At 67.0% G+C, this 18481-nt stretch carries 17 protein-coding genes; 10 read left to right on the top strand and 7 right to left on the bottom strand.

What is annotated here, in order from left to right:
• Window positions 1-28: 28 nt before the first annotated feature.
• The 3 genes from AC1DRO_RS00890 to AC1DRO_RS00900 form a co-directional block, all read right to left on the bottom strand.
• Complete coding sequence (locus tag AC1DRO_RS00890; protein ID WP_476949449.1) at window positions 29-796, bottom strand: cation diffusion facilitator family transporter; 768 nt, start codon at window positions 794-796, stop codon at window positions 29-31.
• On the bottom strand, window positions 796-1122 hold the full coding sequence (locus AC1DRO_RS00895; RefSeq protein WP_476949450.1) for an ArsR/SmtB family transcription factor: 327 nt from the start codon (window positions 1120-1122) through the stop codon (window positions 796-798). Before AC1DRO_RS00895 ends, AC1DRO_RS00890 begins: the two co-directional genes overlap by 1 nt.
• 90 nt (window positions 1123-1212) lie before the next feature.
• Window positions 1213-3165, bottom strand: a complete 1953-nt coding sequence (locus AC1DRO_RS00900; protein ID WP_476949451.1) for a M13 family metallopeptidase — start codon at window positions 3163-3165, stop codon at window positions 1213-1215.
• A 252-nt stretch (window positions 3166-3417) separates the two neighbouring features.
• On the opposite strand from AC1DRO_RS00900, the gene leuA reads away from it, so the two are divergent.
• The 3 genes from leuA (at window position 3418) to AC1DRO_RS00915 (ending at window position 6963) form a co-directional block, all read left to right on the top strand.
• Complete coding sequence (leuA, locus tag AC1DRO_RS00905; RefSeq protein ID WP_028276716.1) at window positions 3418-5157, top strand: 2-isopropylmalate synthase; 1740 nt, start codon at window positions 3418-3420, stop codon at window positions 5155-5157.
• Window positions 5158-5338: 181 nt separating this feature from the next.
• Entirely contained in the window at window positions 5339-6091 is a 753-nt protein-coding gene (recO, locus tag AC1DRO_RS00910; RefSeq protein WP_476949452.1) for a DNA repair protein RecO, read from the top strand.
• Window positions 6092-6111: 20 nt separating this feature from the next.
• Window positions 6112-6963, top strand: a complete 852-nt coding sequence (locus AC1DRO_RS00915; RefSeq protein WP_476949762.1) for an isoprenyl transferase — start codon at window positions 6112-6114, stop codon at window positions 6961-6963.
• A gap of 6 nt (window positions 6964-6969) precedes the next feature.
• Here AC1DRO_RS00915 and AC1DRO_RS00920 read toward each other — a convergent pair whose 3' ends face one another.
• Together AC1DRO_RS00920 and AC1DRO_RS00925 are read right to left on the bottom strand one after the other, a co-directional pair.
• Window positions 6970-7941: an alpha/beta hydrolase gene (locus tag AC1DRO_RS00920; protein WP_476949453.1), complete on the bottom strand. Its 972-nt coding sequence runs from the start codon at window positions 7939-7941 to the stop codon at window positions 6970-6972.
• Window positions 7942-7977: 36 nt separating this feature from the next.
• On the bottom strand, window positions 7978-9672 hold the full coding sequence (locus tag AC1DRO_RS00925; protein WP_476949454.1) for an FAD-binding dehydrogenase: 1695 nt from the start codon (window positions 9670-9672) through the stop codon (window positions 7978-7980).
• 150 nt (window positions 9673-9822) lie between these two features.
• Between AC1DRO_RS00925 and AC1DRO_RS00930 the strand changes: the two genes are divergently transcribed.
• Window positions 9823-10896: a quinone-dependent dihydroorotate dehydrogenase gene (locus AC1DRO_RS00930; protein ID WP_476949455.1), complete on the top strand. Its 1074-nt coding sequence runs from the start codon at window positions 9823-9825 to the stop codon at window positions 10894-10896.
• 101 nt (window positions 10897-10997) lie between these two features.
• On the opposite strand, the gene AC1DRO_RS00935 is transcribed toward AC1DRO_RS00930, so the two are convergent.
• Entirely contained in the window at window positions 10998-11597 is a 600-nt protein-coding gene (locus AC1DRO_RS00935; protein WP_476949456.1) for a DUF3043 domain-containing protein, read from the bottom strand.
• Window positions 11598-11703: 106 nt separating this feature from the next.
• On the opposite strand from AC1DRO_RS00935, the gene AC1DRO_RS00940 reads away from it, so the two are divergent.
• From AC1DRO_RS00940 to AC1DRO_RS00960, 5 genes are all read left to right on the top strand, one after another.
• Window positions 11704-13134 carry a M20/M25/M40 family metallo-hydrolase gene (locus tag AC1DRO_RS00940; RefSeq protein ID WP_476949457.1) on the top strand — a complete coding sequence of 477 codons (1431 nt, stop codon included), beginning with the start codon at window positions 11704-11706 and terminating at the stop codon, window positions 13132-13134.
• A gap of 169 nt (window positions 13135-13303) precedes the next feature.
• Complete coding sequence (locus AC1DRO_RS00945) at window positions 13304-13693, top strand: HesB/IscA family protein (protein WP_028276724.1); 390 nt, start codon at window positions 13304-13306, stop codon at window positions 13691-13693.
• Window positions 13694-13900: 207 nt separating this feature from the next.
• Window positions 13901-14773, top strand: a complete 873-nt coding sequence (gene ctaC, locus AC1DRO_RS00950) for an aa3-type cytochrome oxidase subunit II (protein WP_028276725.1) — start codon at window positions 13901-13903, stop codon at window positions 14771-14773.
• A 10-nt stretch (window positions 14774-14783) separates the two neighbouring features.
• A complete protein-coding gene (gene ctaD, locus AC1DRO_RS00955; protein ID WP_223917347.1) occupies window positions 14784-16505 on the top strand; it encodes an aa3-type cytochrome oxidase subunit I in 1722 nt (573 codons plus the stop codon).
• Window positions 16502-16903 (top strand): cytochrome c oxidase subunit 4, encoded by a 402-nt coding sequence (locus tag AC1DRO_RS00960; protein WP_018773077.1) that lies wholly within the window; start codon window positions 16502-16504, stop codon window positions 16901-16903. Before ctaD ends, AC1DRO_RS00960 begins: the two co-directional genes overlap by 4 nt.
• 195 nt (window positions 16904-17098) lie before the next feature.
• On the opposite strand, the gene AC1DRO_RS00965 is transcribed toward AC1DRO_RS00960, so the two are convergent.
• Window positions 17099-17392 (bottom strand): HPr family phosphocarrier protein, encoded by a 294-nt coding sequence (locus AC1DRO_RS00965; RefSeq protein WP_476949458.1) that lies wholly within the window; start codon window positions 17390-17392, stop codon window positions 17099-17101.
• 273 nt (window positions 17393-17665) lie between these two features.
• Here AC1DRO_RS00965 and AC1DRO_RS00970 point away from each other — a divergent pair, with 273 nt between their 5' ends.
• Entirely contained in the window at window positions 17666-18457 is a 792-nt protein-coding gene (locus AC1DRO_RS00970; protein WP_028276728.1) for a GntR family transcriptional regulator, read from the top strand.
• The last annotated feature ends 24 nt before the right edge of the window (window positions 18458-18481 follow it).

Below are 18481 nucleotides of genomic sequence, written 5' to 3' on the forward strand. Positions count from 1 at the left end.
CGGCTTCCGCAACCGGAAGCACTACCGACTACGCATGCTGCTCATTGGCGGCGGGCTGTCCCACCCCCACCTCAGGTAGGAAGAGTCCCTTTGGAGGTGTTGAATCGGCACCGCATCCGTCACAGCAGGCCGGCTCCGTGGCCGTCGGAAGGGTGTCTGCCGCCGCGTGGGGGACCGTGCAGCAGATGTCGCCGCGCCAGGCGTTGATGCCCTCCCGGAGGGCGATCGCGGCGATGACCAGCGCCGCGCCGGCATCGGCCCACCACCAGCCGAGGGTGCTGTTCAGCACCAAACCCGCGAGCAGGACTGCCGACAGATACGTGCAGAGCAGGGTCTGTTTGGAGTCAGCCACCGCCGTGCGTGATCCGAGCTCCCGGCCGGCCCGGCGCTGGAGCCAGGACAGGACCGGCATGATCACCAGGCTCAGTGCGGCAATCACGATGCCCGGTGTCGAGTGCTGTGCCTCGCCGGCGCCGAGAAGTGACCTGATGGCCTCGGCGGAGACAAAGGCTGCCAGCGCGAAGAATGAGACGGCGATAATCCGCAAGGTGAGGTGTTCACGCCGTTCGGGGTCCTTGGTGGAAAACTGCCACGACAGCGCCAGCGCCGACGCGACCTCAATGATGGAATCGAGGCCAAAGCCGAGGAGCGCCGACGAGTCGGCCGTACCCCCGGCCCACAAAGCCACAACGGCCTCGATGAGGTTATAGCTGATGGTGGCCGCCGCGAACAAGCGGATCCGGCGGCTGAGGACGGCGCGGCGGGCCGGGCTCGGCGACAGTTGGAGGGAAATCATCACAGCGTGCACGTCCCGTCGGGTGCGCAGCAGGCCGGGTCAACCGCCAGCACGACGCCCAGAAGATCTTTGAGGGCATGGCCGAGGCGCTGATCGGCGAGCTCATAGCGGGTCCTTCGCCCCTCCGGCACGGCAACGACCAGGCCGCATCCCCGCAGGCATGTCAGGTGGTTCGACATGCTCTGCCGGGATACCCCGAGGGAATCCGCCAGCTCAGAGGGATAGGACGGCGCAGTCGTGAGGGCAAGCAGGATTTCTGCCCGGGTCGGGTCTGACACGGCATAACCGAACCGTGCCAGCACCGGGGCATGCGTAAGAGTCTCCACAGAATCGAAAGTACAGCTGTCGATGTATTCACGCAAGCGTGTACGCACAGCCCTCCCGGCTGGGTCGGTGCCAGTGACCGGGCCCCCGTGTCACCAGATGCTGACGCGCTCCTGCGGTGCCATCCACATGCCGTCCCGGTCCGTGACGCCGAATGCTGCATGGAAGGCGTCGAGGTTCTTGGCGATGGCGTTCGTGCGGAACTCGTTCGGGGAGTGCGGATCCGTCGCCAGCCGGCGGATGGCCTCTTCGGTCCGGATGACCTGCCGCCACCCCGCGGCCCAGGACGCGAAGAAACGCTGCACTCCGGTCAGGCCGTCGAGCACCGGCGGTTCCTGCCCGTCGAGGCTGATCAGGTAGGCCTTGTAGCCGATGGTGAGCCCGCCCAGGTCGCCGATGTTCTCGCCCAGGGTCAGCTTGCCGTTGACGGTGTGGCCGGGGGCTGCCGTGGGGGAGAGGGCATCGAATTGCGCCACGAGCCGGGCGGCCAGAGCCTCGAACGCGGTGCGGTCATCCTCCGTCCACCAGTTGCGCAGCAGGCCGCTGCCGTCGTACTGCGAGCCCTGGTCATCGAAGCCGTGGCCGATTTCATGGCCGATCACGGCACCGATGCCACCGTAGTTGACGGCGTCATCGGCGTCGGCAGTGAAGAACGGGGGCTGCAGCATGGCCGCAGGGAACACGATCTCGTTCAGGAGCGGATGGTAGTAGGCGTTGACCGTCTGGGGCGTCATCAGCCACTTCTCGCGGTCCACGGGCTTGCCGATCTCGTCGAGGTGGCGGTCGACGTCGGCGCTGTGCGCGCGCTCCACATTCCCCAGCAGATCGGCGGGGTCGATCTCCACGGCGGAGTAGTCGATCCACTTGTCCGGGAAGCCGATCTTGGCGCGGAAGGAGTCCAGTTTCTTCAGGGCCTCGAGCTTGGTTGCCTCGCCCATCCAGGTCAGCCCGGTGATGGACTCGCGGTACGCCTCGATCAGGTTGGCTACGAGGGTCTGCATGCGCGCCTTGTGCCCCTCCGGGAAATGTTCGGCCACGTAGATCTGCCCGACCGCTTCACCGAGGGCCGCCTCGACCACCGCGACGCCGCGCTTCCAACGGTCCTTGATCCGCGGCGTACCGCTCAGGGTGGTGCCATAGAACGCGAAGTTCGCGTCCACGAACTCGGAAGACAGGTACGGGGCGGCCGCGCTGACCACGCGCATGGCGAGCCATCCCTGCCAGGTCGCCAGCGGTTCGGAATCCAGCAGCGAGGCCGCGCCGGAGAAGAAGTCGGGGGTGCTCACCACCAGCTCGGCACGCTTCTCCGGCTCGATGCCGGCCGCGTCGAACCAGTCCGCCAGCAAGGGGAACAGCTCCGCCGCTTCTGCGGCGGACTTCAAGTTGTACGTCTTTTGCGGATTCCGCAATGTCACGTTGTCCCAGTGGTGCGAAGCCAGCGCAGTTTCCAGCGCCACCACGCGTCCGGCCGCCCCCTCAGGGTCGGCAACCTCCGCGAGGCCAAGCATGGCTCCCACGTGTGCACGGTAGGCCTGGACCATCGGGGCGAACTTCGCTTCCCGATAATAGGACTCATCAGGCAGGCCCAGGCCGCCCTGGCCCGTGTAGAGCAGGACCCGGTCCGGGTTTCCGGCATCCGGCGCGGGGTAGATATAAAAGAGTCCGGACACATCGGCGCGGAACAGCCGTCCGGCCAGCGCCACGAGTTCGGGCACCGACGTCGTCGCGAACACCTGCGCCAGCCGCGCCCGGAGCGGGTCCAGGCCCTTGGACTCGACCGCCGCTTCGTCCATGAAGCTGTTGTACAGGTCCCCGATCTTGCGCTCGATGCCGGTAGCCTCCGCACCGCGTGCGGCGGCCTGCCCGATGATCTCCTTCACCGCGAGCTCCGATGCGTCGCGCAGGGCGGTGAAGGTGCCCTCCAGCGCCCGGTCGTCCGGGATGACCGTAGTGTTGAGCCAGCCGCCATTCACATGCTGGTACAGGTCATCCTGCGGGCGGACGCTGGCGTCGATGGTGGACAGATCGATCCCCGAAAGTGGCACGGATGCTCCTTTGAGAGGCAGTCCGGCCCGGAGCGTTTGCCGGCGCACGGTCTGCATGGTGGACGTTACGGTGGTCTGGCTCCTTCATCTTACGCACCCGTGTTACTGTGAAAAGGTGCGCGCAGAACTGCTCCTTCTTAGCTGCCGCGGCGAGGCCTCAGACGCGATCTAGCGCAAGGCCCACCCTCGCTGCGGAGTTTGTGTTGCCCGGCCACCCTTTCACCAAGAATCACAGAAAAGGCCCCGATTGTAATGCGAAACGCACAGAAGCCCTCAGGAATGCCGGTCCACCGCTACATCCCGTTCCAGGACCAGATCACCGTTGAACTGCCGGACCGCACCTGGCCGGACAAAGTCATCACCAAGGCCCCGCGCTGGTGCGCCGTGGACCTGCGCGACGGCAACCAGGCCCTCATCGATCCCATGAGCCCCGCCCGCAAGCTGAAGATGTTCGACCTGCTGGTCCGGATGGGCTACAAGGAGATCGAGGTCGGGTTCCCCTCGGCATCGCAGACGGACTTCGACTTCGTCCGGCAGCTGATCGAGGGCAACCACATCCCGGACGACGTCACGATCCAGGTGCTGACCCAGGCCCGCGAACACCTGATCGAGCGGACCTACGAGTCCCTGGTCGGCGCGAAGCAGGCAATCGTCCACCTCTACAACTCCACGTCCGTCCTGCAGCGCCGCGTGGTCTTCAACCAGGACGAGGACGGCATCCTCGACATCGCCCTGCAGGGTGCGCGGCTGTGCAAGAAGTACGAGGAAACTCTCGCCGATACGCACATCACCTACGAATACTCGCCCGAGTCCTTCACCGGCACCGAGCTGGAGTACGCCATCCGGGTCTGCAACGCGATCGCCGACGTCTTCGAGGCCTCGGCTGACCGTCAGGTCATCATCAACCTGCCCGCCACGGTGGAAATGGCCACCCCCAATGTCTACGCCGACTCCATCGAGTGGATGAGCAGGAACCTGCACCCGCGCGAAGGCATCATCCTGTCCCTGCACCCGCACAACGACCGCGGCACCGGCGTCGCCGCGGCCGAGCTGGGCTACCTGGCCGGGGCAGACCGGATCGAGGGCTGCCTCTTCGGCAACGGCGAGCGGACCGGCAACGTGGACCTGGTGACCCTGGGCCTGAACATGTTCGTCCAGGGCATCGACCCGATGATCGACTTCTCCGACATCGACGAAATCCGCCGCACGGTGGAGTACTGCAACCAGCTGCCGGTGGCCGAGCGGTCCCCGTACGGCGGAGACCTCGTCTTCACGGCGTTCTCCGGTTCGCACCAGGACGCGATCAAGAAGGGCCTGGAGGCCCTCGAAAAGGACGCTGCCGCGGCGGGCAAGGACGTGGCCGACTACACCTGGCAGGTCCCGTACCTGCCGGTGGACCCGAAGGACCTCGGCCGGAGCTACGAGGCGGTCATCCGGGTCAACTCGCAGTCCGGCAAGGGCGGAGTCGCCTACCTGCTCAAGAACGAGCACAGCCTCGACCTACCGCGCCGCGCCCAGATCGAGTTCTCCGGCGTCATCCAGAAACGGACCGACACGGTGGGCGGAGAAGTCAGCGGACCCCAGCTGTGGCAGGTCTTCCAGGACGAATACCTGCCCTCGGGCTCTGCCGACACGCAGTGGGGCCGCTACGCCCTCGGTTCGATCAGCACGGAGACGGACGAAGACGGCGACATGACCTTGACCGCCGCCCTGAAGATCGACGGGACCCAGGTCCGCCGGACCGGGACCGGGAACGGCCCCATCGCGGCCCTGCTGAGCATCCTGCGCGAGGACGGCGTGGACGTCCGGGTCCTGGACTACAGCGAACACGCACTCTCCGAGGGCGGCAGCGCCCTGGCCGCCGCGTATGTCGAATGCGCCGTGGGGGAGCGCGTGCTCTGGGGCGTGGGGATCGACGCCAACACGAGCACGTCAGCCCTCAAGGCCGTCATCTCAGCCGTCAACCGCGCCATCCGGGACGCCCGCGCCTGATCCGTCCCTGCCTGCTCCGTCCGAGGACGGGCAGGCACTGTCAAACAACGCATAACTGCGCCGCCGGAAACACTCCGGCGGCGCAGTATTTTGCCTCCGTCTTTTACCTCCGTCTTTTACCGTTCTACCTCGGCGGCGGTGCCCATACCGTGATTCCGTAAAGACAGTGCGAAGATTAACTGTGGTCCAACAATCCTTTGCTGCGCGTGCCTACCGTGATGACGCCGTCGTGCTGCGCACCCATAAGCTGGGCGAGGCCGACCGGATCATCACCCTGTTGACCAAGCACCACGGCCAGGTGCGGGCGGTGGCCAAGGGGGTCCGGCGCACCAGCAGCCGGTTCGGCGCCAGACTGGAACCGTTCATGGTGGCCGATCTCCAGCTGATTTCCGGGCGCACCCTGGACGTCGTCACGCAGGCCGTGGCCAAGGGCGCCTACGGCGGGAACATCGCCGCGGACTATGGCCGGTACACGGTGGCGGCCGCCATGACCGAGACGGCGGAGAAGCTCACCGACGTCGACGGCGAAGCCGGCACCGCCCAGTACAACCTGCTGGTGGGGGCCCTCGCGTCCCTGAGCCGGGGCGACCACGCCCCCGAACTCATCCTGGATTCCTACCTGCTCCGCGCCCTCGCGACCGGCGGCTGGGCGCCCAGCTTCACCGACTGCGCCCGGTGCGGTGCGCCCGGGCCGCACACCGCCTTTTCCGCGCCGCTCGGCGGCATGGTCTGCCACGGGTGCCGGCCGCCGGGATCGCCCGCGCCGGCCCCGGAGACGGTGCTCCTCCTGGGTGCCCTGCTCACCGGAAACTGGACGACGGCGGATGCCTCCGCGTCCGTCCACCGCCGGGAAGCGGCCGGCCTGGTAGCCAGCTACCTCCAGTGGCACCTGGAACGAGTCCTGAAATCCCTCAAACATGTGGAGCGAACGTAAAAGTGGCATTGGGAAGAAGCCTGGGAAAGAACCTGGAGAAAAGCCAGGCGAAACAGTTCAACGGCCGGCGGCGGACCACCCCGGTGCTGGCTCCGTATCCGCACCCGTCCGGCGCTGTTCCGCCCGCGATTCCCGCGGAGTTCATCCCGCGGCATGTGGCGATCGTCATGGACGGCAACGGGCGCTGGGCGAACCAGCGCGGTCTGCCCCGGATCGAGGGCCACAAGGCGGGGGAGCCTGCCCTGCTGGACGTCATGGCCGGCGCGATCGAGCTGGGGATCGAATACGTCAGTGTGTACGCCTTCTCCACCGAGAACTGGCGTCGGTCCCCCGAGGAGGTGCGCTTCCTGATGGGCTTCAACAAGGACGTCCTGCGCCGGCAGCGGAACCAGCTCGATGAATGGGGGGTCCGGATCCGCTGGTCCGGGCGGCGCCCGAAGCTGTGGGGCTCGGTGATCCGCGAACTCGAAGAGGCCGAGGACTACACCCGGGGCAACAGCACCTGCACCCTGAACATGTGCGTCAACTACGGCGGACGGGCCGAGATCGCCGACGCCGTCTCCGCGATCGCGGAGGAAGTGGCCCAGGGCCGGCTGAAGCCGGGGGCCATCACCGAGCGGACCATCCAGAAGTTCCTCGACGAGCCGGACCTGCCGGACGTGGACCTGTTCCTGCGCAGTTCCGGGGAACAGCGGCTCTCCAACTTCATGCTCTGGCAGTCGGCCTATGCCGAGTTCGTGTTCATGGACACCCTGTGGCCGGACGTGGACCGGCGGACGCTGTGGGACGCCGTCGAGATCTATGCACAGCGGGACCGCCGCTACGGTGGAGCCATCGACGCCGCTCCCGCCGCGGGCGGCCAGGTCAGCTGATCCGCGTCAGTCGTAGACGTACGCCCTGATCCACCGGGACAGCCGGGCATAGGCGTCCGCGCGGACCCGCGGGGCGGAGAGGAAGACGTCATGCAGGGCGCCGTCAATCCGCTCCAGCGTCACGGTGCGGCCCAGGCTGAGCGCGCGGAGGGCGATTGTGTTCACGTCCAGGACCGCGTCCGTGCGGCGCATGGACTCCTTCCAGAACATCCCGTTGGCGCTGGCGCCCGAGATGAGCACCAGGATGGGCACATCGATGTTCAGCCCACGCGCCACCCTGGACTGGCCGGCGAGCACGGCGCTGAGCCAGCCGGCGCGGACCGGAAAGGCGTGCGGCGGACGGTAGGCATCGTCCAGGGCCCATTCGCCTTCCGCGGCGCTGCTGATGCTGCGCCAGTAGAAGGCCCGCTCGGGCAGCCGGATCACCGACTCCGGCCAGAACCGGGCGAACGGCTCCACCATGGTCCGCGCGGCCCGGCGCAGGGCGGGGCTGCCGTGGACTTCCAGCCAGGGGCTGTCCAGGACCAGCTGTGACACCATCCCCGGATGCCGGTCGGCCCACAGCGCCGCGATCAGGCCGCCGGTGGAGTGTCCCATCAGCGTCACCTGCGGCGGCGTGGCGTCCGGCCTGAGCGAACCGATGATCCCGAGCGCTGCAGTGATTTCGGCGTCGTAGTTGTCCAGGTCCGCGACGTAGCCGCCGTGGGTGCCCGGGCGCAGGCTGCGGCCATGGTTGTGCATGTCGAGGGCGAAAAACTCAAACCCCTGCCCCGCCCAGAATTCCGCGAGTTCCTCATTGAAGAAGTAGTCACTCCAGCCGTGCAGGAACAGCACAGCCCGGGCCGGCAGCGCCGATGGTGCCGGCGGGAGCGGAGTGTGGCGGACCAGGGTGGCAGTGCGCAGCACACCGTCAGGGCTGACGGCCTCAAAGGTGCACGCCTGGAAATCCTCCCCGAGAATGTCGGTCCGCCACTGCATCGACTTTCCTCCTGTGTTGCTGAGTGCCTGCCCGGACTAGGCCGCGGACGCAGCGGCCCGGCCCGCGGAACGTCCGGAGAAGAGGCATCCGCCCAGGAACGTTCCCTCGAGTGCCCGGTAGCCGTGGATTCCGCCGCCGCCAAACCCTGCGGCTTCACCGGCCGCGAACAGCCCGGGCACGGGCTGCCCGGCGGCATCCAGGACCCGCGACTGCAGGTCCGTCTGCACACCGCCAAGGCTCTTGCGCGTCAGGACCGAGAGCCGGACGGCGAGCAGGGGACCGCGCCGCGGATCCAGCAGCCGGTGCGGCGGGGCGACCCGCATGATCTTGTCGGTGGCGAAACGCCGCGCTGCCCGGATCGCCGCCAGCTGCGGATCCTTGCCCATCCCGCTGGCAAACTGCCGGTCCCGGTCGCGGATCAGCTGCTCCAGGGCCGCGGGGTCGATGAGCTGCACACCCGTCAGATCGTTCATCTGCCCGGCGAGCCCGGCGGGGTCCGCTGCCTGCAGGAAGTCCACCCCGCGTTCCAGGAACCGCTGCAGCGGCGTATCGCTGCCGGGCTTCAGCCGTGAGACCAACCGACGGACGTCCTTGCCCGTGAGATCCGGGTTCTGCTCGGATCCTGACAGCGCGAACTCCTTCAGCGCGATGCTGCGGTTCAGGACGAACCATGAATGGGCATGTCCCGTGGCCAGGATGTGGCGCAGGGCGCCGAGCGAATCGAAGCCCGGAAACAGGGGAGGCGGGAGCATCCGCCCCGTCGCGTCCAGCCACAGGGCCGACGGTCCGGGCAGGATCCGGATGCCGTGCCGCGGCCAGACCGGGGCATGGTTGTGGATACCTTCCGGGTAATGCCACATCCGGTCCCCGTTGATGAGGTGTCCGCCGGCGCGGCCCACAGCCGGGAGGAAGTCCCCGTCCACGGATGCCGGCACGCCACTCAGCATCCGCTCCGGCGCCGCGCCGCCTGGCCACTGCTTGCGGACCACATTGTGGTTGCCGCCGATGCCGCCGCTTGTTACCACCACGGCCGCGGCCGCAGCCTCGAAAGTACCGGCCGGGCGTCGTGAAGAGCTTTCGCCCCGGCCTGCGCCGCTGGCTTCGAGCAGTTCGCCACGCACGCCGCTCACCCGGCCCGCGGTTTTCACGAGCCCGGTGGCGCGGTGGCGGAAATGGAAGGACACGCGGCCGGCGGCTTCGCCTTCGCGCAGCTTGGAAAGGAAGGGGGCCACCAGCGCCGGTCCCGTGCCCCACGCGACATGGAAGCGCGGGACAGTGTTGCCGTGGCCGTCCGGGCCGTAGCCGCCGCGTTCGGCCCACTGGACCAGGGGAAACAGCCCGACGCCCAGCGCGGCGAGCCAGCCACGCTTCTCACCGGCGGCGAAGTTCACGTACGCCGCCGCCCACTCCTTCGCCAGGGCGTCCTCCGGCCGGTCGAATCCCGCCGACGCATGCCAGTCGGCTAGGGCCAGCTCTTCACTGTCCCGCACCCCGAGCCGCCGCTGCTCCGGAGTGTTGACCATGAAGAGGCCGCCGAAGGACCAGTGCGCCTGGCCACCGACGGAGGCCTCGGGTTCCTGATCGAGCACCGCCACCCGGCGGCCGGCGGCATAGGCCTGGGCCGCGGCCACGAGCCCTGCCAGGCCGGCGCCGACCACCACAACATCGGCCTCGATCCCGCGACCCGAAGCCCCACGGCCGCCCGTTCCGACACCCTCATTGCTGGTCATGGCTTCATGCTAACTCGCGCCGGCGCACTTCCGCCGCCGGGCCCGGGCGCGGGGCGCCGCAGTCACAACGACAGTCACAACGGGCAGTCACAACCGTGCCGGCGCGTGCGCTGGTTTGGTCTGCGCGGCCCGAACCGGAAAACTAGAGGCATGCGCGTATATCCCACATTTTTCCGGCTGGCCTTCTCATGGATGGACGCCGAACGCGCCCATAAGATCGGGTTCAAGGCCATCCGCCTCGCCCACACCTGCGGTGCCGGGCGGTTGCTGCAGAAGTTCACCGCCCCCGCGGCGTCGCTGCAGACCCAGGCGTTTGGCCTGACCTTCCCGTCCCCATTCGGCCTAGCGGCCGGCTTCGACAAGGAAGGCCACGGCATCGAGGCGCTGGCGGAGCTCGGCTTCGGCCATGTGGAGGTCGGCACCATCACCGGCCAGGCCCAGCCCGGGAACCCGGCGCCGCGGCTGTTCCGCCTCGTGGAGGACAGGGCCGTCGTCAACCGCATGGGGTTCAACAACGACGGCGCCGCGGCGGTGGCCCCGCGCCTGAAGTCCGCCCGCGCCGCCCTGCAGCGCCAGCACCCCGGCGTCCGGCCCGTGATCGGGGTGAACATCGGCAAGAGCAAGGTGGTCGGGCTCGAGGATGCGGTGTCCGATTACCTGATCAGCGCGCGCAGCCTGGCCCCCGCTGCGGACTATCTCGTGGTGAACGTCAGCTCGCCCAACACCCCCGGTCTTCGGCTGCTGCAGGACGTGGAGACCCTGCGCCCGCTGCTGGCCGCAGTGGGGGAGGAGGCGGACAAGGCCGCCGGCCGCCACGTTCCCCTCCTGGTCAAGATCGCGCCCGACCTCAGTGATGAGGACATCGACGACGTCGCGCGCCTGGCGCTTGACTTGAAGCTGGACGGCATCATCGCCACCAACACCACGATCGCCCGCACCGGGCTCGCCTCCAGCCCCGACAAGGTTGAGGCGTGCGGGGCAGGAGGTCTTTCCGGGGCGCCCCTGAAGAAACGGTCCCTGGAGGTCCTGGCCCGGCTCAAGTCCGTCACCGGCGGAGCGCTGACCCTGGTCTCGGTGGGGGGCGTCGAAACGGCACAGGACGTGCAGGAACGGCTGGACGCCGGCGCCACCCTCGTCCAGGGCTACACGGCGTTCCTTTACGAGGGACCTTTCTGGGCCGCGCGCATCAACCGGCTGCTGGCCACCCACCCGAGCCGGCGCTAGACCTTACGCTGCGATCGGGCCCGGACCGGTCGCCGCAACCAGGAAGCCCCCGGCAGGTGACTGCCGGGGGCTTCCTGGTTGAAGAATGGTGGAAGGGAATGTCAGGCGGGGAACTCGCCGCGCCGGACCTGGGGTTTGGGCAGGCGCAGGCGGCGGAACTGCAGGGAGCGCATGGAGCCGTACCAGACGGTGCCGCGCTCGACGTCGCCGAACTTTTCGCCGAGCCGTTTCTTGAGCTTGCGGGAGAGGATGAAGACGTCCACGAAGACCGCGAGGAACATGACCCAGAAGGCGCCCAGGACGTAGACCATCTGTGCGCTGGAGGCCGGCACGAGCAAGGAGATGATGACAAACAGCAGGGCGCCGAACATGAGGAACTCACCAAGGCTGAAGCGGGCATCGACAAAGTCACGGGCAAACCGCTTCTGCGGACCCTTGTCCCGCAGCGGCAGGAACTTATCGTCACCGGTGTCCATGGCCTGCCGCATCTTGAGCCGCTGCTCCGTGACGGCGGCGCGCTCGGCCGCCTTGGAAGCCTTGCGGTCCTCCGGCACGAGGGGCCGTTTGCGGGCCGCCTCCTGGGCGCTGCGCTTGGGCGTGGGTGCGCCCTTGCCGGTCATGGCGCTATGGGCTGCTGCCTCGGATGCCTGCTGGTCAACTACGTCCTGCGCCGATGGCGCTTCCTTTTTACGTCCAAACACCCCTAAAGAATACCCCGCAGACACGGGCCCGAGACCCAGCCCACACGGCGCAGGCCCGGGCGTGACGCTGTTTGTAGTGATTCAGAGCACGGGTAGTGTTTTGGCCATGACTTCATCTACCGCGGGGAACCCGCAGACCACCATGGACCACGAGGGCACCATCGATGCCGAGGCCCTCCGCCAGGCCGTTGCCGAATCGTTCGACGAGACGATTGGCCAGCTGACGGACCTTGTCGCCATTCCAGGCATCGCCTGGCCCAGCTTTGATCCCGCCCCGTTGAACCGCAGCGCCGACGCCGTCGCCAGCCTCGTGCGGGCCAGCGGCTTCGACGACGTCCGGATCCTCCGCTGCGACAAGGAAGACGGGACGCCCGGCGGGCCCGCCGTCGTCGCCCGCCGCCCGGCCGCGGAGGGCAAGCCGACAGTCCTGCTGTACGCCCACCACGACGTCCAGCCCACCGGCGACCTGGCACTGTGGGAAACCGACCCCTTTACCGCCGTCGAGCGCGACGGCAGGCTCTTCGGCCGCGGTGCCGCCGATGACAAGGCCGGCATCCTGGCGCACATCGCCGCCTACTCTGCGGTCACGCGCGTGCTCGGTGACGAACTGGGCCTGGGCGTGACGTTCTTCTTCGAAGGCGAAGAGGAGGCCGGCTCGCCAACGTTCCGGCAGTTCCTGGAAACCCACCGCGAGCTGCTCCGCGCCGACGTGATCGTCGTGGCCGACTCCAGCAACTGGAAGGTCGGCATTCCAGCCCTCACCACCAGCCTGCGCGGCCTGGTGGACGGCACCATCGAGGTCAAGGTCCTGGACCACGCCGTGCACTCGGGCATGTTCGGCGGCCCCGTGCTCGACGCCCCGACCCTGCTGGCCCGCCTGATCTCGACCCTCCACGACGACGAGGGCAGTGTCGCGATCAAGGGCCTGGTGAGCCGCGATGACGTGGTTGTCGACCTCACCGAGGAGGAGTACCGCGCCGACGCCTCCGTGCTCGACGGCGTGAAGCTCGCCGGGACCGGCAGCATTGCCTCACGCATGTGGACCAAGCCCGCCCTGTCCATCATCGGCTTTGACGCCCCGGCCGTGGACGTGGCCTCCAACACCCTGCTGCCGCGGGCCCGGGCCAAGTTCAGCCTGCGCCTGGCCCCAGGGCAGGACCCGGCAGCCGCCATGGAGGCTGTCCGCCAGCACGTCGAAACCCACGCCCCGTTCGGCGCTGAGGTGGTGTTCACCCCGGGGGAGAACGGCAACTCCTTCCTGACGGACACGAGCTCGAAGGCCGCGTCCGTGGCCATGTGGGCCCTGGGCGAGGCCTGGGGTGTGCCCGCCGTCGAAATGGGGATCGGCGGATCGATTCCCTTCATCGCGGACCTCACCGAGCTCTACCCGGACGTGCAGATCCTGGTCACCGGCGTCGAGGATCCCGATTCCCGAGCCCACAGCGCCAACGAATCGTTGCACCTGGGCGACTTCCGGAACGCGATTGTCGCCGAGGCCCTGCTGCTCGCGCGCCTGAACAACGAAGGCGCGCTCTAGCCCCCGCGCCTGGCGGGTCCCGGGGAACATCCAGCCGTCTCCCACGGTTACGTCAGAAGTTAGAGCTACAGGGCTGCGCGAAGTAGCATGTAGCTATAGCCCATACCGTTTAAGTAGGGGCGGGCACCGTGCGAGCGGGGCCGCCACCACCGTTGCAAGAAGGTAGGCCATGAGCACTACAACCAATGAAAACAGCGCCGGCAACTCTGCCGCCGAGGCCGGCGAGCTGGCCACGCACGAGGTCATGCTGACCGATGTCGCGGCTGGAAAGGTCCGCAGCCTGCTGGAGCAGGAAGGCCGCACCGATCTGCGCCTCCGCGTTGCCGTGCAGCCCGGCGGTTGCTCCGGCCTGATTTACCAGCTCTACTTCGACGAGCGGCTGCTCGACGGGGATGCAGTGCGCGACTACGACGGGGTGGAAGTCGTCGTCGACAAGATGAGCGTTCCTTACCTCAGCGGTGCCAGCATCGACTTCGAGGACACCATCGCCAAGCAGGGCTTCACGATCGATAACCCGAATGCCGGCGGGTCCTGCGCCTGCGGAGATTCTTTCCACTAATTCCTTCCACTAAGGCCGGGCATTTTGCCCGGCCTTAGTGCCGCAGGATCCTCAACGAGCAGCGCCTACAAAAAGCTCCCGACGCACGGTGTGGACATGTGGGCGAAAACTCTCGGGGAGCGGTAAGCTCTACACCGAGTAGTAAAACTTTTCGTTTGCCCTGCCCGTCATTTGCGGGGCAACAGCAACAAGTAGGAAGGGCCGTCTGTGAGTTCGCAGAACCGAACCGGCAGCCGACGCAAACAGATCACTACGATCACTGGCTTGGCACTAGCCGGCGCGTTGGCTTTGACTGGATGTTCACCAGAGGTACAGAAGGGCTGGTTGCCCACCGAGCGTGGCACCACCAATCACACTGACCTCATCATGGACCTCTGGGTCAACTCATGGATTGCCGCGCTGGTCGTCGGCATCATCACCTGGGGCCTGATGATCTGGTGCATCGTCGCGTACCGGCGCCGCAAGGGAACCGTGGGCTTCCCGCGCCAGAACAGCTTCAACCTTCCGCTTGAAGTGTTCTACCTGACGATCCCGCTGTTCATGGTCCTGGTGTTCTTCTACTTCACCGACCGCGACCAGCAGTCGATCGATGACCGCTCAACGCCGGCCGACGTCGTCGTCGACGTCCGTGGCAAGCAGTGGGCGTGGGACTTCAACTATTTGAAGGGCAACGTCGTCACCGAGGACGTGCACGAAGCGGGCGTCCAGGCGCACTTGACCGGTAACGACGTGGACAAGAACAAGCTGCCCACCCTGTACCTGCCGGTCAACAAGTCGGTTGACCTCGAGCTCAACGCGCGCGACGTCATCCACTCTTTCTGGGTTCCTGCCTTCCTGCAGAAGCGCGACATGATTCCCGGCAAGACCAACTACATCCGGTTGACGCCCACCAGGGAGGGCACCTACGACGGTAAGTGCGCCGAACTCTGTGGCGAGTACCACTCCGAAATGCTGTTCCGCGTGAAGGTTGTCTCCGAGTCGGAGTTCCAGGCGCACATGAACCAGCTGCGCCAGGACGGGAACACCGGCCTGCTCGGTGAAGAGTACGACCGCAACCCGGCCCCGGCCGAAACCAAGTAAGGGGAGCGACGTGGCAACTTACACTCAATCCGCCGGGATCCTCGAGGCTCCCGTAGTACCGAAGTCCAAGGGACGCATCGTCGTCAACTGGATCACCTCGACCGACCACAAAACGATCGGGTACATGTACCTGATCGCGTCGTTCATCTTCTTCTGCTTCGGCGGCATCATGGCGCTGCTGATCCGTGCCGAACTCTTCGAGCCCGGCATGCAGATCCTGCAGACCAAAGAGCAGTACAACCAGCTCTTCACCATGCACGGCACCGTCATGCTGCTGATGTTCGCGACGCCGCTGTTCGCCGGCTTCACCAACGTCATCATGCCGCTGCAGATCGGTGCCCCCGACGTCGCCTTCCCGCGACTTAACGCACTGGCCTTCTGGTTCTTCCTCTTCGGCTCCACGATCGCCGTCTCCGGGTTCATCACCCCGCAGGGTGCCGCGTCGTTCGGCTGGTTCGCGTACGCGCCGCTGTCCAACACGACGTTCAGCCCCGGCGTGGGCGGTGACCTCTGGGTCTTCGGCCTGGCGCTCTCCGGCTTCGGCACCATCCTCGGCGCCGTCAACTTCATCACCACCATCATCTGCATGCGCGCCCCGGGCATGACCATGTGGCGGATGCCGATCTTCACCTGGAACGCCCTCGTGACCTCCATCCTGGTCCTGATGGCCTTCCCGCCGCTGGCCGCCGCGCTGTTTGCCCTCGGCGCCGACCGCCGCTTCGGTGCGCACATCTTCGATCCCGAGAACGGCGGTGCCGTCCTCTGGCAGCACCTGTTCTGGTTCTTCGGACACCCTGAGGTATACATCATCGCGCTGCCGTTCTTCGGCATTGTCTCCGAGATCTTCCCGGTCTTCAGCCGCAAGCCGATCTTCGGCTACAAGGGCCTGGTCTACGCGACCATCTCCATCGCCGCCCTGTCCGTGACTGTGTGGGCCCACCACATGTACGTCACCGGCTCGGTCCTGCTGCCGTTCTTCTCCTTCATGACGATGCTCATCGCCGTTCCGACCGGTGTGAAGTTCTTCAACTGGATCGGCACCATGTGGCGCGGTTCCATCACGTTCGAGACCCCCATGCTGTGGAGCATCGGCTTCCTGGCGACGTTCCTCTTCGGCGGCCTCACCGGCATCATCCTGGCCTCGCCGCCGCTGGACTTCCACGTCTCGGACTCCTACTTCGTGGTGGCGCACTTCCACTACGTGGTCTTCGGCACCGTCGTGTTCGCCATGTTCGCCGGGTTCTACTTCTGGTGGCCCAAGTGGACCGGCAAGATGCTCAACGAGCGCCTCGGCAAGATCCACTTCTGGATGCTGTTCCTGGGCTTCCACGGCACCTTCCTGATCCAGCACTGGCTCGGCGTCGAGGGCATGCCCCGCCGCTACGCCGACTACATGCCGCAGGACAACTTCACGTGGATGAACCAGTTCTCCACCATCGCCTCGTTCGTCCTCGGCGCCTCGCTGATTCCGTTCTTCTGGAACGTCTACATCACCTGGCGCAGCAACGAGCGTGTGGAAGTTGACGACCCGTGGGGCTTCGGTGCCTCGCTGGAATGGGCCACGTCCTGCCCGCCGCCGCGCCACAACTTCACCTCCCTGCCCCGCATCCGCTCCGAACGTCCTGCCCTGGACCTGCACCACCCGGAGCTCTCCCAGTCCTACACCGCGGATTCGCCTGCTCCGGCAGCAGCGGCTCTCGGTAACGCCGACCAGAAGGACACCGCCAAGTGAAAATCGAATCAAGGATCTTTGGCTTCGGCGTCTTCTTCTTCGTGCCCGTTGCATTCATCTACGGATACCTGACCAACTGGACTGAATGGGTGGGCGCACTGGCCATCCTGCTGGTTGGCGGACTCGCCGGCATGATCGGCGCTTACCTCGGCTTCACCGGCCGCCGCGTGGGCATGCGCCCCGAGGACCGCAATGACGCCGAGATCCACGAAGGCGCCGGCGAGCAGGGACACTTCAGCCCCTGGAGCTGGTGGCCGCTGATGCTGGGCCTGTCCTGCGCCGCAGGGTTCCTCGGCCTCGCCGTGGGCTGGTGGATCGTCTTCATCGCCGGCGGGATGGCAGTGGTCGCACTGGTCGGCTGGGTCTACGAGTACAGCCGCGGTGACCACGCGCACTAGCGCCCACCCGGACTAAAAGTTCAGAACGCACGACGGCGGGCCCCACCATTGGTGGGGCCCGCCGTCGTTGTGTCTTGGTTCTCGAGTTCCTGCCGGACGGGTGCGGCGCGCCCCTGCATGCCCAGCCCCCTGCGCAGCGTCCCTCCTGGAGGGCGGCACCGCACTGCGGGCCGTCGAATGGGAGCGGCGAAGGCCTCAGGCGGCCGCTGCCGATTCCAAGAGGATTCCGAGTTCTTCCAGTGCACCCTCGGCCTCTGCGGGGCTGCAGGAGGCCGGGAGGGCGTCCGCAGCAACGGCCAGCTCCACCTCACAGCCGCACTCGAAGTCCTCGGTCATGACCTCCAGCAGCGAGCGGGCGTCGACGCCTGGCCTGCCGTCCTTGCTGATGGTCACCGGGAGGCCGGTCGCCGTGACCGCCCGGACAAATACTGCCGCCGGCCGGGCGTGGAGGCCGATGGCGGCCGTGACGATTGCCTTGCGAACTGGCAACGGGACTCCCTCATGCTGGTGTTGTTCTGTACGTGTCGCTGCTGCACGGGCTGGCCACGCGACCGGTGACCCAGGTGGAGGGCGTCCGGCAGGCAGTCCGTCAGACCGGGCGGGCGGCATTGCCCCGGCTCCGGCCTGTACCTACAAGGGTAGCGTCGGGGGAGTGCCCGGCACGACTTGAGTCGGCGGCGTGGTCTAGACCTGCCGGGTCACGGGCTTACCCTTGAGATATGAGTCTATTTCCCGCGCCGGGCCGCAACCGGAGGCTGAACCATGGCGTCCACTAACGCGTCCAAGATGATTGGCGAGATCGACCGTCAGAGCGGGGTGCCGATCTACGTGCAGTTGCGCGAGATCCTCCGGGCGCACATCGCGGCCGCGTGCCCGCCCGGATCTGCGCTGCCCTCCGAGCGGGACCTCGCCCAGCGCTTCGGCCTCGCCCGGATGACCGTGCGCCAGGCCATCGATGCCCTCGTGGGTGAGGAAGTGATTGAACGCGTCGTGGGCCTGGGCACGTTTGTGCGCAAACCCAAACTGGATCTCCAGGTCAAGCTGACTTCCTACAGCGAAGAGATGCAGCGCCGCGGCATGGTTCCGGCCGCCAAGGTCCTGAGCTTCGAGCAGATTGGCGCCAGCGCGTTCCTGGCCCGTGAGCTGCAGTTGGAGGAGGGGACACCCCTGGTCCGGTTCCGGCGCCTCCTGTTGGCGGACAACGAACCGATGAGCGTGGACGAAAACTTCATCCCGGCCCACCGGGTCCCCGGCCTGCTGGATGGCGAACCGCCCACATCCCTCTACAACGTGCTGAGCGAACGCTACGGGCTGGTGATGGAATGGGGCGAGGACATGATCGAGGCGACGGCTGCGTCGCCGTCCACGGCCCGTCTCCTGAACGTCGAGGTCGGAACCCCGCTGCTCAAGATCCAGCGCCACGCGTTCGTGGCCCGCGCGATGGTGGACTACTCCGTGTCCTACTACCGGGCTGACCGCTACAAGCTCTGGGTGCCCCTGCAGCGCCCCGGCGTCCGGCCTACCCGGAACTATGCCTCGGGGTACCGCCCCTAACTACAACAACGCGGGGCACTGCGC

This window comes from Arthrobacter sp. P4_F11, assembly GCF_056401395.1.